General features: G+C 23.6%; 12 protein-coding genes. 1 reads left to right on the top strand and 11 read right to left on the bottom strand.

Translation table 11 applies throughout. The features are described from left to right. Window positions 1-71 precede the first annotated feature (71 nt). The 11 genes from radA to KQY27_RS02570 form a co-directional block, all read right to left on the bottom strand. The gene (radA, locus tag KQY27_RS02520; protein WP_224425003.1) at window positions 72-1,007 is read right to left on the bottom strand and encodes a DNA repair and recombination protein RadA; all 936 of its coding nucleotides are present in this window, start codon (window positions 1,005-1,007) and stop codon (window positions 72-74) included. A gap of 114 nt (window positions 1,008-1,121) precedes the next feature. Then, the gene (locus KQY27_RS02525; protein WP_224425004.1) at window positions 1,122-3,500 is read right to left on the bottom strand and encodes an OB-fold nucleic acid binding domain-containing protein; all 2,379 of its coding nucleotides are present in this window, start codon (window positions 3,498-3,500) and stop codon (window positions 1,122-1,124) included. An 804-nt stretch (window positions 3,501-4,304) separates the two neighbouring features. Continuing rightward, window positions 4,305-5,705, bottom strand: coding sequence for an undecaprenyl-phosphate glucose phosphotransferase (locus KQY27_RS02530; protein ID WP_224425005.1), 1,401 nt, complete (start codon window positions 5,703-5,705; stop codon window positions 4,305-4,307). Between the two features lie 416 nt (window positions 5,706-6,121). Then, window positions 6,122-6,994, bottom strand: a complete 873-nt coding sequence (locus KQY27_RS02535; RefSeq protein WP_224425006.1) for a glycosyltransferase family 2 protein — start codon at window positions 6,992-6,994, stop codon at window positions 6,122-6,124. A 13-nt stretch (window positions 6,995-7,007) separates the two neighbouring features. Continuing rightward, a complete protein-coding gene (locus tag KQY27_RS02540) occupies window positions 7,008-8,003 on the bottom strand; it encodes a glycosyltransferase family 2 protein (RefSeq protein WP_224425007.1) in 996 nt (331 codons plus the stop codon). A gap of 250 nt (window positions 8,004-8,253) precedes the next feature. Beyond that, window positions 8,254-9,402 (bottom strand): CDP-glycerol glycerophosphotransferase family protein, encoded by a 1,149-nt coding sequence (locus tag KQY27_RS02545; protein ID WP_224425008.1) that lies wholly within the window; start codon window positions 9,400-9,402, stop codon window positions 8,254-8,256. 61 nt (window positions 9,403-9,463) lie between these two features. After that, window positions 9,464-10,207, bottom strand: a complete 744-nt coding sequence (locus KQY27_RS02550; protein WP_224425009.1) for an ABC transporter ATP-binding protein — start codon at window positions 10,205-10,207, stop codon at window positions 9,464-9,466. 8 nt (window positions 10,208-10,215) lie between these two features. Then, complete coding sequence (locus KQY27_RS02555) at window positions 10,216-11,010, bottom strand: ABC transporter permease (protein WP_224425010.1); 795 nt, start codon at window positions 11,008-11,010, stop codon at window positions 10,216-10,218. A 399-nt stretch (window positions 11,011-11,409) separates the two neighbouring features. Further along, complete coding sequence (locus KQY27_RS02560; RefSeq protein WP_224425011.1) at window positions 11,410-12,432, bottom strand: alcohol dehydrogenase catalytic domain-containing protein; 1,023 nt, start codon at window positions 12,430-12,432, stop codon at window positions 11,410-11,412. A 102-nt stretch (window positions 12,433-12,534) separates the two neighbouring features. Further along, complete coding sequence (locus KQY27_RS02565; protein WP_224425012.1) at window positions 12,535-13,257, bottom strand: 2-C-methyl-D-erythritol 4-phosphate cytidylyltransferase; 723 nt, start codon at window positions 13,255-13,257, stop codon at window positions 12,535-12,537. A 217-nt stretch (window positions 13,258-13,474) separates the two neighbouring features. Continuing rightward, entirely contained in the window at window positions 13,475-15,736 is a 2,262-nt protein-coding gene (locus tag KQY27_RS02570; protein ID WP_342765735.1) for a glycosyltransferase, read from the bottom strand. Between the two features lie 749 nt (window positions 15,737-16,485). On the opposite strand from KQY27_RS02570, the gene KQY27_RS02575 reads away from it, so the two are divergent. Continuing rightward, window positions 16,486-17,136 (top strand): NTP transferase domain-containing protein, encoded by a 651-nt coding sequence (locus KQY27_RS02575; protein ID WP_224425013.1) that lies wholly within the window; start codon window positions 16,486-16,488, stop codon window positions 17,134-17,136. Window positions 17,137-17,218: the final 82 nt, after the last annotated feature.

Genomic DNA, 17,218 nt, shown 5'->3' on the forward strand with positions numbered 1-17,218 from the left:
AAATAAAAATAAAAATAAAAAAAACTAAAAAGAAATATAAGAATAAAAATAAAAAAGGTAATTGTGATTAATTAATCCACAATACCATCAGATGTGATTTTAAATACACATTCACCTTCAGGTAAATGAGGAGAATCAACTAATCTAGCAATTCTTTTGCCTGCTAAACCTTTTTTAAGCCAAATTCTATAAGTAGAAGCATGACCTAAAACATGACCACCAATAGCTTTTGTTGGACTTCCAAAGAAAGCATCTGGCCTTGCTTGCACTTGATTTGTAATGAAGACAGCTACATTATAAGTATTAGCTATATTTTGAAGTGCATGTAAGTGTTGATTTAATTTCTGTTGTCTTGTAGCTAAAGACTCTCTTCCAACGTACTCTGCTCTAAAATGTGCCATTAATGAATCCACAATGACTAATTTTATATTTACTCCACTTTGAATCAATTCATTAATTTTATCAGCCATTAAGATTTGATGAGATGAATTAAAAGCTCTAGCTATATGAATTTTTTGAAGAACTTCTTCTGGATCCATGTCAAATCCAGCAGCAATTTGATCTATTCTTTCAGGACGGAAGGTATTTTCAGTATCAATAAATACACATTCTCCATCAAGACCACCTTTATCTCTTGGAAGTTGAACTGTAACAGCTAATTCATGAGAAATTTGACTTTTACCAGACCCAAATTCACCAAATACTTCAGTGATTGATTGAGTTTCAATTCCTCCACCAATTAATTCATTGAAAGCTTCACTCCCTACTGTAATTCTTCCTACATCACGTCTTCGTTCCATTACATCAAAAGCAGTTTCAAAATCAATGGATTCAGCTTTTCTAGCTGCTTCAATAACTTTTTCAGCTACTCCTTCACCAATCTCTGCTTTTACAGCTAATTCTTTGGCTGTGGCCGTGGCTAACCTCATCATGTCAGCAAACCCAGCATCTCTTAATTTTTGCGCGGTTTTTTCACCGACACTAGGCAATTCTTCAAGTTCAACCATAATAATCATTCCTTTTATTTTAATTTTGCTTTTATAATTCGCTTATAAATTTGATATTTGTTTATTTTTGATATTTTATCATTTTTTTATCATTTTATTAATGTGAATCAATAATTACAATTCTGTAGAAATAATCTTTTTAGGATTCAATCTAATTTCTTCATTATATTCATCAAAATTAACATCTGCAATAATTTTTATACCAAGTCCAGCTAAATTTTCAACTTTACCTTCTAAAACACCTTCATCAGCACTATCTTCTACGATTTCAGCTGCTTCATCAGTAGTCATATCAAGTAATTTTTCAGCCAACTTTCCAAAGAAAGTAATGGAAATATCACCAGTATCATCTTCAATCCTTGCTGGAATCATTAAAAGATATCTTGGTTTTTCAACATCTTCACCACAATAATCACAGACATATTCATCATCAAGTTGTTCTAATCTATTATTACAATTAGGACATCTTGCAGAAAGAATATTGTTACCAAAAGTATCTCCTAGATTTCCTTGGATTTTAACATTTTTATCATCATCTTCTAAATCAGCTATATTTTTAGATACATATAATATTTCTTCTAATTCTTCAAATGAAGGTAAATCTTTTAAATCATCCTCATTTGCTTTAGTAATTTTAGTACTGTTACTTATACTTAATTCAAGCTGATCATTTCTAAAAGATACACGAGGATTTTCAATTTTTAAAGCATCCCCTACTTCATATTGGATTTCTGCTTGTTCATTCCAAAGAGTTGTTCTTATAATTCCAGTATCATCCCCTATTTCCATATTTCTAAGGAGGCCCGGAGTTCCATCTTGTCTTTGGAATTCATTAGGTTCTTGAATATCGACGATTCTAGCTATTACTTTTACATTTACATCATCTTCTTCTAAATCTTCAATTTTTTTGAGAGTGTAAATCATATCTTCAAGTTCTGTAAATGAAGGTAAATCTCCAGTATCTTCTTCAGCCAATTCTATTACTCTTGCTGTTTTTCCTATATTTAATTCAACAGCATAAAGACCCATTCTAGTTCTAGCATTTTCAATTAAGAAAGCTTTTCCAGGTTCAAAATTATTTTGAGCTTTTTCATCCCAAAACGAAAGCCTGATCATTCCTGTTTCATCTGCCAAATCTCCAGATCTAACAAGACCAGTTGTTCCATCATCTCTTTGGAATTCTCTCGGATCATTCATATTTATAATTCTACCAAGAACATCCACTTCCTCACCATCTTCTTCTATAAGTTGAACTTGTTCAACTTTAATTGGGCCTAATTGAGCTTGATATTCTTTTAAAACATCAATTAAATTATTTTCTTCATCAGGATCTGTTATAATCTGAGTATTCCAATTTGTATTAACTCTATATCCAGTTTCAGTATATTCATCAAATTCAATATTTCCACCAGTTATTTTAATTATATCTCCTTTGTTGATTTCCAAATTAGTGTCATCTCCCCAAAGAGTTACTCTGATAGAACCTGTATCATCAGCTATTTCAATAGATTTAACTGCACCTTTAGAACCATCAGCTCTATCAAACTCAATAGTATCTTGGATTTTAGTAACTAGGCCAATTAAAGAAACATCTTTCATTTCTTGTACTTCAGCTATTTTTAATACTTTATCTTCATATTCTGGAACTTCAAAATCTCCTTTTATTATCCTTCCATCCCAATGGCTTAAAGAAATCTCACCATTTCGTTCACGTGCAGATGCAGAGAGTATTTTTAGAGAATCCCCCTCATTTAATTCTAGGCTGTTGATTAAGTCTGTATCTTTGTTCCATAATGTATAGCTAATTTTTCCAGTTTCATCTTGAAGTTCTAAAGAAGCTACTTGCCCTTCTTTTCCGTTTTTCTCATAAGTCCTAATTTTAGGAAGTCTTATAAGTCTAGCTATGATATTTACTTCAGTATCTGGTTCAATATCAGAAATAAGAGTTATAGGTTCTTCATATTCAGGCAAATCTAAATAATCTTCACTATCTAAAACATCAATAGTTGATCGAGGAGTTAAATGAATTTCTTTGGTCCCTGGCCTGTATCCATCTTTAACATCTACCTTGTTTATTTGAACAACATCCCCCTCATTAATCTGTTTTAAAAGTTTTATGTTTTCTGTCCATAGAACAGCCCTAATTTCCCCAGTATCATCAGCAATTTTTAAATTAGCTAGTTTTCCAACTTTCCCTTTTCTGCTTGTAAATACTTTAGGATTCGAAATACCCATTATACGACCGATGACACTTAAATTTTGAGCACCAGATTCTAACTTAGATATTTTGTCCATAAGATGTTCTTCATTTTCAGATCTATGTTCATTTTTTTCAGTGATATATTCCCCCACAACAGTCCTAGCTATGTCAAGATCACTCATAAAACTTATATCTTCATAATCTTTCTTTTTTTCCTTCATTTTCTCTAAAAATTCTTCTTCAGAGATTTTATCCCTAATTTTTTCATATTCTTCAATTATTTCATTATCCATACCAAGCCCTCACACTTTTAATATTAATTATTGTTACCAATTAAATAATCCTTATCTAAGAGAGGTAATGAGAAGTAATATTTTGAAAATAAATTTCTAAGTTACTTTTCAAATTTTCAATTTTACAAGGTTAAACCAAACTTAGATTTTAAATATATTCTTATAGTGATGTTTTACTTTTATTCATATTTCATTTGATTTTATATTATATTATCTAATTCTAATTAATTTTGACTAGTTTTAATTAATTTTAACTAATTTTCATTTTAATATTTAGATACTTCTTGTCTATACTTTCATGATATAAAATAATATATTTTATTTAATAATCAATGATAAAAATTTTAATACAATAATAGCTATATATTGATAATAAGCTACAATAAAGCCACATATTATTATTATATATATTATATTATTATTCTCATTTATAATTAAATTTAGTATATAAAATTAAATCATGAAAATATTATTAATTATTTAATTATTAAGAAAGTATTTTTATATTTTAAATAAAATTAGTAATAACTTATATATAAATATTATTACAATAATTTTGGAAAATTGTTATATTATAAAAATAATCATTTCTTATATTGAAATTGTGTTCTCATAATAAAATTATTTTAAATAAAATTATTTTATATAAATATAATAGAAATAATTCATTATAATATTCTTATTAAATAAAGTTAAAATGTTTTAAAAAGATTATATAAAGAAATTATCCAAAGATAATTATCTAAAGAAGTTATTATAAAGTAAAAACATATTCTAATATAGGAAATTTTATATATTTTAAAATCAATAAGCATTTCTATTTCCTTTAATTATAGTTTTCCACATTATTAATAAATCTAATCCTAAGTACCAATTTTCTACATATTCAATATCATATTCAATACGTCTTTTAATAGAAGTATTTCCCCTATAACCATGTACCTGAGCAAGTCCAGTGAGTCCTGGTCTTACTTGATGTTTTACCATGTATTTTGGAATATCACTCCTAAATTTTTCAACAAAATAAGGTCTTTCTGGTCTTGGACCTACAACACTCATTTCACCTTTTAATACATTGAAAAATTGAGGTAATTCATCTATACTAGTTTTTCTAATGAAATCTCCTACTTTTGTCTTTCTTGGATCATCTTTAGTAGTCCATTCTGATTTTTCATCATTTTCATCTTGTACTTTCATGCTTCTAAACTTATACATCATAAAAGGTTTTCTTTGATAACCAATTCGTTCTTGTTTAAAAATAATTGGTCCAGGAGATGTTAATTTAATAGCTATGGCCGTTATAATCATAATTGGTGAAGTAATAAGTATAGCGATTAAAGAAATAATAATATCAGAAGATTTCTTTATAAAACTATTTAAAGCATCATCTAAAGGAACATAACGAATATTTATGATAGGTAACTCATCTATCATGTCAATAGAAGGTTTTGCTGGAATATATTTGTAATAATCTGGAATAATTTCAGCTTTTACACCTTGATTTTCACATATATCTACTAATTTCATTAGGTTATCATAGTACTTAAGAGGAATAGCAATTATAACCCTGTCATATTCATTATTTGCTAATAATTCATCAAGATCATCGATTTTTGCAATAACTTTAGAATTTCCAATTATATGTCCAATTTCGTGACGAGAACCTAAAAACCCACTTATAGAATAACCTAGATATTTTTTTGATGTTATTTTTTCAGCAAATTTAATAGCTAATTCTCCATCTCCTACAATTAAAACATGTTTCATGTTTTGATCATTAGCCCTAATATGCTTTAAAATCTCTCTAAAAATATATCTTTCAATTATAGCAAATAATGTACTTAAAACAGCGAAGACAAATAAAAGTATTCTTGAATAATCAGGTTGTTCAATAATGAACAATGTAGCTATTGATAATGCGAAAACAAAAATATTAGCTTTTACAATTTGACTAGCTTCAGGTATAATACTAGATTGATCCCTAAATGGTTTATAAAGACCTAAAAAATAATATGATAATAAGTATAAAGGGATTATGAAAATAACCATCAGCAGATATTTTTCAAAAGAAAGAAAGCCTCCCAATGGCCCAAAAAGAGTTGTTTTGAATCTTAAAAACCATGCCACAATAAAAGCTAGAATTAGAACAGATGCATCAATTACGATTAATATAGTATTTAAAAATCGTTGGTTTTGTTTAATCATATTATCTGGATTATTTGGTTAAATTTCAAAGTAAAACTCTTTAAGCGTGAATCAAATATCAATATAATTAAGAATATGTTATATTATTAATTAGATATCAATTATTATTAATTAATATTAATTATATTTAGTTATATTTAAATATCTTATCTTATTAATTATTTATCTTAATATTAAATATTTTATTATAATTATTTTATTATAAACATTTATATAATCATTACTAAAAAATTTATATATTAAATATCATTATTATAACTGTTAATATTTATAAATATAATAATTATTAAAAATTTAGTAGAAAATAAATACTAAATATATATTTATATGTAATTAATAAAAATTATAAAAAATATATAAAATTATATAAAATATATTAAATATATTAAAAATATTAAAAATATTATAAAATAGATTTATTTTTTAAAAATATTTAAAAATAGTTTAATTATTAAAAGAAGAGTTATACCTATGTAAACAATAATTTTTGTAAATAATGAATATTTATCAGTATAATGCTTCTTATAAAAAAGATACATGGCCCTATGAAATTCATATATTAGCTTTGACTTCTGTTTCTTACTACTTGAACCTTTATAATGAATAATATCTACTTTTCCATAATAAATGACCTTCCAACCAGCTTTTTTTATTCGATAGCACCAATCAATATCTTCACCATACATGAAATAATCTTCATCTAAAAGGCCTATTTCAATTATTGTTTCATTTCTAACAAGCATGAATGCTCCAACCAAACTATCTACTTCATAAACTTCATCTGGGTCGAGATTATCAAGATTATAATTATCAGAATTCGAATTTTTACTAATTTTAGAAAGTCCAAATAATCTATAAAATGAATTTTTAGGATTTGGAAAACTACGTTTAGCTGCTTTATCTAAATCTCCATTTGGAAGAAGAATTTTAGGCCCAATAGCACCTATATCATTGTTATGTTTGATGTATTCCAAAGGAATATCTATTGACCCTTTTTTTACTATGGTATCAGAATTTAAAAGAAGTATGAAATTTCCTTTTGATTTTCTAATAGCTATATTATTTGCAGCTGCAAAACCTTGATTAGAATCATTAGCAATTAATTTTATTTTTCCACTAGATATTTCATTTTGAAAAGTTGATTCCAGCTTTTGATAGCTACCATCTTGAGAATCATTATCAACTATAAAAATCTCATATGAGGATTTTACAGTTTTTAACACTGAATTAACAGTATTTTTTGTCAAATCATGAGTTTTATAATTAACAATGATAATTGATAAATCCATTTAATCACATAGTCTATTTAATTAATAGTTTGAATGTATTTATTATTAATTTCCATTCAATCTTAAAATAATTTTTTAAATTAGAAGATTTAAACCCATTTTTTTTGATTTTTTTTCTATTATTTAATCCTTCTTTTAATCCTTCTAAATATAATTTTCCATAACCTTTTCTAAGGAAAAAGAGATATTTTATTAAGAATCCTATAAATAAAAACCCTATATTAAGTAATATTTGAGGCCAAGGCATATTTTTATAAATAACCCAAATGTTGTTTCTGGCAGCTAATTTTATTTTGAATTCATTATATCTACTACCACTACTACCACTGCCTATATGGTATACAATCGCATTAGGAGAATATACATTTGTATAACCATTGATTAATGCCCTAAATCCTATATCAACATCTTCCATATAGGCAAAAAAGTTTTCATCAAAATAACCTATTTCATTTAGGATAGATTTTCTATATAAGGCTGCACCAGCACAACTACTAAAAATTTTTCGAGAATTTGAATAATTTTTTGAAGATTTTCCATCTCCTGCCTTTTTTGTCCATCCCAATATGGTATATTCATCCCCTGCATCATCTATTAAATCAGGATTTTTATATTGTAGCATCTTACTGCTGACACTAAATATATTTTCATCAATTTCTATTGATTTAACTAAATTAGATATAAAACCTTGTTTAACATCTACATCATTATTAAGCAAACATATATAATCTGTATTTTGATCATTAGCTAGTTTTATACCTTGATTAACAGCTTTAGCAAATCCTAAATTATTTTTATTTAAAATTAAGTTGTAATTAATATTATTTAAATTGTTATCATTAGCTTTATCCTTTAAAAAATCCAAACTACCATCATCTGATCCATTATCAATTATAATAACTTCTAAAAAATGAGATTCATCTCTTTCAGATTCATTTTCTAATGATTTCAAACAGTTGCCTAAAAAATTCATACCATTATAGTTAGGAATAACAACAGAAATTTTCAATATTAACACCATTTATAAGGCAAATCTTAAATTTAAAATAATATTTATTATTTATACTTTTAATATTTAATTCTATATTTAGTTCTAATAGTTAATTCTAATATTTAGTTCTAATATTTAGTTATTATAGTATTTTTTATATTATTTTTTGGTTTTGATAGTTAGTTTTTATAATTTTATAATTAATTATATTATAATATAATTATTTATAATTTTGAAATAAAATAATTATCTAATATTACATCCAAACTTAAAATTCACTTTTCAAAACATAATCAACAATTCTTTTCGAAGAATTACTATCTAAATAATCATAATTATTTTTAACGAAATTATCAATAAGATTAAAGTCAAAATCATTATTTTTAATTATTTTAATTATTTCATCAGTGTCCTTAGCTATTGGACCAGGAACATCTTTATAATCAAAATAAAATCCTCTTTCATATTTTAAATAATAATCTAAATCGAATGGATAAAAAATAATCGGTTTTGATAATAAAGCATATTCTACCATTAAAGATGAGTAATCTGTTATTAATATGTCTGATATCAGTAGTAATTCTTTTTCATCCGAATAAGTTGTTAAATCAATTACTCCTTCTATTGAAGGCGTTGTAATTTTAGGATGTGATTTAAATATTAATGAAAATTTATCCCCTAAACATGAATTAAATCTTTTAAAATCAAATTTATTTACAATATCATCATTTTTTTCTTTATTTTCTCTGAAAGTTGGAGCATATAAAACTAATTTTTTCCCTTTAATTTCAGGATATCTTCTTTCAAGATTTTTTCTTATATTTTTTATATTTTCATTATTATTATATTTTTTATTAAAATAGTAATCAATTCTAGGAACTCCAAAATTGAAAATTTGATCTTTATTTACCCCAAATGCTTCTTGATAAAATTCAAAAATGTTTTTAGAGCTTACAGACAATTTTAAATTCTTATTTGATAATTTTGTTAATATTTTAACATTTTCATCATCAAGCGAGGATATTCCAAATTTTTTAAATGCACCTGGAGCATGCCAAAGCTGAAAAATAGTGACATCCTTATTAAAGTTCATATATGCAAGAGGAAAAAAATTATCATTTAGAAATACATATTTTGATTTAGATAATCTATATGATCCAATAAAAAAGAAATTTAATAATGTGAAAAATTTTTTTATAGTATTTATTGGAGATTTCACTCCTTGAAAAGAATAATCTTCTTTAGAAAGAGTATAAAATTTAAATTTATCTCTTTTAGATAGTTCATTTTTAATAAATTTTGAATTCCCATTAAAAGAATTTTTTTTATCAAGAATAAAAAATACATCGTTTCTATTAAAAGAAAATAATTTAAAAAAATTGAAGATATATGCAAATATTTTATATTTAAAATTCATTATAACACTGTAAACACTGGAAAATAATAACTAATCAATGACTTAATATTCTAAGTTTTGATTAGCTCTGAATAATTTCTTCATATTTATTACAAACTTCTTCTATATCCCCTTTCATTATAAGTTTACCTTTATCTAATAATATTGCTTTATTACAAAGCTCTTTTACTTGAGTTAATGAATGAGAAACAAATAAAACTGTAGTATCATTATCTTCGATTAATTGCATCATTTTAGCAAATGATTTTTTTCTAAATTTAGCATCACCAACAGACAAAACTTCATCTAAAATTAGTATATCTGGATTAACCACAGTAGAAACAGAAAATCCTAATCTTGATTTCATTCCAGAAGAATAATTATTTAGAGGAACATCTAAAAAATCTTTAATTTCGGAAAATTCTACAATTTCGTTAAAATGTTCCTCCATGTATTTTGTAGAAAAACCTAACATAGCCCCTCTAAGAAAAATATTTTCTCTTCCAGTATAATTTCCAGAAAATCCTCCACCTAACTCTAATAAAGGAACTATTCTTCCTTTTGTTTTTACTGTTCCTTTATTTGGCTTTATAACACCTGCAACAGCTTTAAGAAGTGTACTTTTCCCAGCGCCATTTAACCCCAAAATAGCTAACCTATCTCCTTTTTCTACATCAAAAGAAATATCTTCAAGAGCCCAAAATTCTTGATAAAGGAGTTCTCTATTTTTAACTTTTTTAAAATAGTTTTTTAAACTTATTTTTCCTTCTTTAGCTAGATTGTATTTCATTGAAAGATTTTCAACTTCAATAACTTTTTCACCCAAAATATCACCTAAATATAAAGTATAAATTTATCTTGGTATTTATATAATAAAACTATCCCAATTATTAAAAAAACCATTGAAAATCCGAAAACAAACAACATTTGGTATGTAGTCGGAGCAATTCCGTATAAAATTGAATTTCTAAGCATTAATATTACATTATATACTGGGTTAATGTCAAATAAAAATCTAAATTGTTCAGGGACTGTACTAACAGGATAAAATATTGCACTACCCCACATCAACATAGTAGTAAAAACTCCCCATAAATGTTGAACATCACGAACAAATATAACAACAGTAGCAAGAACTAATCCCACACTCAAAGTTAGTAATAAGATTAGGAAGAATGGCACTATCATAAAAAATGCATTCCATGTTAAATTAACACCTGTAACAACCACTAAAAGAACTAAAACTGATAAGGAAATTAAAAATGTAGCATAGTTTCCTAAAACATTAGCTAATGGGAATATATATTTAGGAACATAAATTTTCTTAATTACGCTTGCACTTTTCAAGGAATTCATTGCTGTCTTAGTTCCACTACTGAAAAAATCAAATAATAATTTTCCACATAAAAGATAAACAGGATAATTTTCAATACTTCTCTTGAAAAATGTTGAAAAAATTATTGATAAAACTATTGTAAAGAGTAAAGGACTTAAAAATGTCCAAAAAAGTCCTAAAGAAGATCTTCTATAGGTTAACTTAATGTTTCTCTTAATAAGTTCATATAAAAGATACTTATATTTTTTAAAATTTAGAATAAACCTATTATTTATTATAAAATCAAAACTCATTATATCTCCAGGAAATTTTTAATATATAGTACTATTAAGCTTATTTATTTAATATCTTATTTATTTAATTGCTTATTTATTTAATTCAGTTTTACTATATTAATTTTTATTATTTATATTCATTATCTAAATATATAAATCATTAAGATTAATAATTATTTAGTATTTAATAATAATTTGAATTTTAATGATAATATTAAAAAGAATATGTAATAAATCCTTTAAATAGGTTTCTAAATATAATTTTAAAGACTATCAGAAATATAATTTTAAAAATTAATAGAATATATTTAGTTTAAAATATAATTATCTTCTTATATTTTATCTAATGTATTATTTAAGGAAAATATAGAATAATTGAACAATATTTAGCTAAAATAAAATAATAATCATATGAATCTATTTATTCCAAACTAAAACTGTTTTTCCATAATGAGAGTTAAAATCCTTCTCAAATGCTTCATTAATATCATTTAAAGTTCTTATTTTAAATACATTGCTGATAATACTCTCTAAATAAGACAGTATAATTGGATGTTCTTCAAAAATTTTTATAGTATTCAAAAAATCTTTTTTTCCACTTCTACTAGTTCCAAAAATAAAAAGACCTTTTTCTAATATAATTCTCGTATTTATTGGTATAGGAAATTCCGATACTCCTAAAAAAGATATTGTTCCTTCAGGTTTAATATGATTAATTATTTGATCAATTGCCATTTGAGATCCTCTTCCACCAACACATTCAAATGCATGATCAATATTTAAATTATGAGGGATTTCATTTATTTTGAATGTTTCATCAACAAAACTAAATATATTCAATTTTTCATCATTTGTTCCAAATACTATCACTTTAGAATCTGGAAAAAGTGTTTTTAACAAAAGAGAAGTTATATATCCTAAGTTTCCATCTCCCCAAACACCTATTACTGTTTTTTTTTCATGAGAAATTTCAGAAAACCGAGTAATTGAATGAAGACTTACACTAACCAGTTCTGTAAATGATGCAACTTCTTTATTTATATTATTTGGTAGTTTAACTAATCTATCTGGAGATGAAACAATATAATCCTGCATAAATCCATCAAAATCACTAGATCTAAACTTGCTAGATTCCAAATAATTTTCAGATATTATATCATCAGATTCTATAGGTGTATTTGGAATAATTACTACATTATCTCCCTGAGAAAAAGTTCCAGTATCATCATTAATAACTTCTCCAATACATTCATGTATTAATGCCATAGGAAATTTTTCAGCTAAAACTTCAGGAGGTCTGTTACCATTATAATATCTTTGATCTGCTTGGCAAATTGAAAGATAAGTAGGTCTAACAACCACATTATCTTTTAAAAAAACTTCTTCATACTCTTCTTCAAAGAGTTTAGGAGCCACTAATCGATATACTGTGTTAATCATTATTTCACTAGCCAGAACTTTAAAGATAATTAAATAATATATATTATAATAATTATTATAATAAAAATATAATTAATAATATAATAAAATTAAATAATAAAATTAATATCCTTTTAAAATAGAGTTTGCAACTTTTAAATCATATGGATATGTAATTTTAATATTTGTTACTTCTCCTTCAACAAGAAAAACTTTTTCATTGTTTATTGAAAAAATTTTACATGCATCGGTTAACATGTCTTTTTCTTCATTTGAAAGTTTATTATAGAGTGTTTTTAGTTTATTTATTTTAAAAGACTGAGGTGTTTGACCTTGATACATATTTTTTCTATTAGGTATATTCTTAATGAATTTATTGTCGTTACTTTCTACAATTGTATCTGATGCTGGGATAACAGTATCACATGCCCCATATTTACCAGAATACTTTATATTTTCAGTTAATATTCTGTGAGTTATAAATGGTCTAACAGAATCATGAGTAACAATTATATCATCATCAGATAATTCATAATTTTCATCAATATATGAAACAGCATTCATAATAGTTTCATTACGCTGATCCCCACCTTCCACTACTTTAATCTTATTTGAGCTATTAAAAATATTTTGATTAATAATATATTTATTTATAAGATCTTCAGTATAATTTATCCAATTTTTTGGACATAATACAATTATTTCATCAAAGATATCGTTGATGTAAAATTTTTCTATTGTATGTATTATAATTGGTTTATTTCCAAGTAAAAGAAATTGTTTAGGCTTTTCAATCTTCCCCATTCTTGTTCCAGTACCACCTGCCAAAATTGCCCCGAATATCATGTTAATCTCCTAAATATTAAATAATAATCTAAATTAAATATTAAAATAAAATTATGTTCTTATATTATTATTATATAATTATTTATATAATAATTTAATTATATATTTTTTATAATTGTTTTTAATTAAATTAACTATTTTAAATATAATAATATAAAATAAATTACCATTTTATGAAATTTTTTATTGAAATTATATCCTCATATATCATCAACTACTAAAGCTTATTTTTTATAATAATTTTATTATTGATATTATCTTTCATTCCAATTTTATTTGATTTAAATTTATTAAAAATTTTATTAAAGTCATTTGATTTATAATTAATAGGTGAGTCGATATATAAAACATATTGGCTACTAGATATATTAATAGATTCTTCCTTGAAATTATTATTAGTGAATTTAATATTATCCTCATTTAAATGATTTATATTATTTTTAAGTTTTAAATCTCCATTTAAAATTATTTCAAAAGATTTAAATTCCTGATTATATATTGATTCCAATAAATCATTTATTTCTTGTTCATTTAAATTAATATTATCAATTATTATTGAAATAAGAGGTTTTTTCAAATATTCATCAGTTGTTAATATATAATTTTTATTTATTTTCTGAAATTCGCCAAGAGAATAGAAAATATTAATATCTTTTTTAATGTCTTTAGAAAATTCAAATTTAATTCTTTTTAAAAACTCCTTACTAATTAGTTTATCAGAAATGATACAATCACTAAGGATATTGGAATCTAAAAGATTTCTTTTAGAATATTTGTAGATTTCATATTCATCTTCTTTATCCATTCTGTCCTCAATCACAGGTTTCATTGGACAGATTATAAAATCATATTTTTTTTGTGATTTTCTTTTAAATAAAGAAATGAATAATCTTATAAAATTTATAAATATTTTAGGAAAGTTCCTAATTAATTTAGTAGAAAATCCAAGAGATTTAACTTCACTGAGTTTTTCTTTAATTGTAGTAACTGAAGAATTAATACCATTTATCCTATCAAACATTTCTTTTAATAAATTAGGAGAGAATAAAATATCTTGATCTATAAAAAATAGATAATCCCCTTTAGATTTATTAATAGCCTTATTTTTAAAATCATTTGCATGAACATATTCAATAAAATGAATATTTTCTTTACTTTGAAAACTCTCATCTAACTCCCTAAATAATTCATTTGAAATTATTAATTCAAATGCAGGGAAATTTGAGTTATATATGTTAGATATTATTCTTCTTAAGAGAATAAAATCAATTTTGCCTCCCATATTATCTAATACTATTGTGATTAAAGGATTATCTGCCATTTCAATAGGATCAACAACAAGATCATCTATATTAATATCTTTATTAGAATTACGGATTACTTCCCATGTTTCTGGAATTATTTCTTCTTTAAATTCCATTAGAATATTTTTAACCCTTATTAAAGTATCAGTATCCGTTTTCCAGAATGATCTATAAGTCATGTTGATAAATAGAGTTTGTAGTTCTTTAAATTGTAATAAATCAATATATTCTGAAAATTCACTTTCAAAATTTTTCAATTCATTATTATCATTATTATTTTTTAATAATTGTCGATATTTATTAGAATATTCTTTAAAGGATTCCAAAATTATGTTATAAGATTCATAATATGCATTTACAGAATCTAAATTTGATTCTTGTGAAAGAGAAGAATCATCTGAAAATATTCTTTTTTTATAAATTAAAACATCATGTGGACATCCCACAATTATATCACACTTATATAAAAAAGAAAATAAGAATGCTGCATCACTTGCATGGGTCAAAATAGGCATTTTAACACCAGTTTCCAATAATTTTTCTCTTTTAAACATTTTATTTAATATTAACATAGTCCAAATTATTCTTTTATCATGAGGAGCTATTTCATTCTCATAAGGAAGAAATTTTGCACTTTTATAATAATATAAATTTTTAAAAAATTTATTATTACTTAGTTTCTTTAAAAAATTTATTTTATTAAATTTATTTCTAAAGTTAAGAACCAACCTTAAAGTATTTTTTAAATTTCTACTAGAAGAATCAAAATTCACTTTTGACCAAGTATCTGTAGTAATTTGAGAACCTATTACTAATTCTGGAGAATTATCTTTATTTTCATGAAAATTTATTGTTTCATTAAAGTTATAAAGAGCATCTTCAAAAAAACAATCCCCATCAGGATCTAAAAAACCAATATACTCACCTTTAGCAATTTTAAGTGCGTTATTTCTAGCATTAGCAACTCCTTGATTTTTTTGAATGATAGATTTGAAATTATGATATTTTTCACAATATTCTTTAATGATATCCTGTGTTGAATCTGTAGAACCATCATCAATCAAAATTACTTCAAAATTTTTAAAAGTTTGATTAACTAAAGAATCTAAACTTTTTGAAATGTATTTTTCTACATTATAAGCAGGAATAATTATTGAAAATCTATAAGTAATTATACTTCCTCCATTAAAAGAACTAAAGAGATTTAATTTAAATTTTAATTTAAATAAATAAAATAATTAAACTTTTGAACAATCAAATATTTATTTCATTATTATTAAGACTAAAAATATTAAATATTAATGATATAATTAAATATTAATGACCTATTAAATTACATTTATAATAAAAAATTAAATATAATAATAACTGATTAATTATTTTATAAAAATTTTTAACTATTATTTAACTATTTTAGCACTCTAAATATTATGTATTTTTATTCCTATATATTTTAATATATAAATTAGATATTAATAAAAATTTCACTTAAATTTTAAAAATCTATTTAATATTATAGACAAATCCTAAATAATCTTTATAATTCAACAATCAATAAAAAATTAAATATTATAAAGTTAAATATACATATTTATATACAATAACTTAAATAAAATATATTTTGTATTATATTTTTTGATATAATTTTTTGTATTAAAATTTGGATTATAATAAATATTTATAAATAATTATTATTAATATTATATAATTAAAATTAGTATTAATTAAAAATCCTTGTAAAAAATTATATGATTTTATTTATTTAAAGCATCTATAAAATATATTAAATTTAATATTATTTAATCTTCTGATTTTCAATAATTTAAAAAAGTTATATGATTAGTTATATGGATTAAATAATATTATATTTTCAAAATATTAAGATTTTTTAGATGATTATTTTAATGAATGATGAGGAAAATCTATGGAAGTTGTTAAACATGCCATTATACTTGCAGCAGGTTTAGGATCAAGATTAGGACTTAATACTCCAAAATGCTTAGTTGAAATAGGGGGAAAAGCAATTATTGACTATAATCTTGAATTATTAAAAGATATCCCAAATATTTACATGGTAGTTGGATATGAAAAGGAAAAAGTAATGGAACATGTTAAAAAAATTAGAGAAGATGTAGTTTTTATTGAAAATCCTGATTTTAGAACTACATCAAATACATATAGTCTTTATTTAGGACTTAAATATGTTAAAAGCCCATATTTACTCTTATTTGGAGATGTTATATTTAATAAAAACGATTTTAGAACATTTATTAACAAATGCGATAATGGAACGCTTGTTGGGTTGACTTTATCTAAATCTGAAGAAGCAGTTTTTGCTGATGTAGAAGAAAACATTGAAATGATTAAAAATTTTCAAAGACAACCTTCAACAAACTATGAAATTGCAGGTATTTTTTATTTTAAAGATTTAGAGATAACTAAAAATGATGGATATGTTTTCGAGGTATTAAACAAAAATTTACCACTTAAATATTATTTACTTAGATCTTATGAAATAGATACGAAAAATGATTTAAAAATTGCTGCAAAAAACTTAAATAAATTAGAATTATAGAAATTAATCAAAAATATTTATTTAATTAGAAATAACAAAATTTAATATGTTTTTATCTATCAAAAATTTAAACTAATGTTAA

The sequence above is a fragment of the Methanobrevibacter sp. TMH8 genome (assembly GCF_020148105.1).
Classification (GTDB): Archaea; Methanobacteriota; Methanobacteria; order Methanobacteriales; family Methanobacteriaceae; genus Methanobinarius.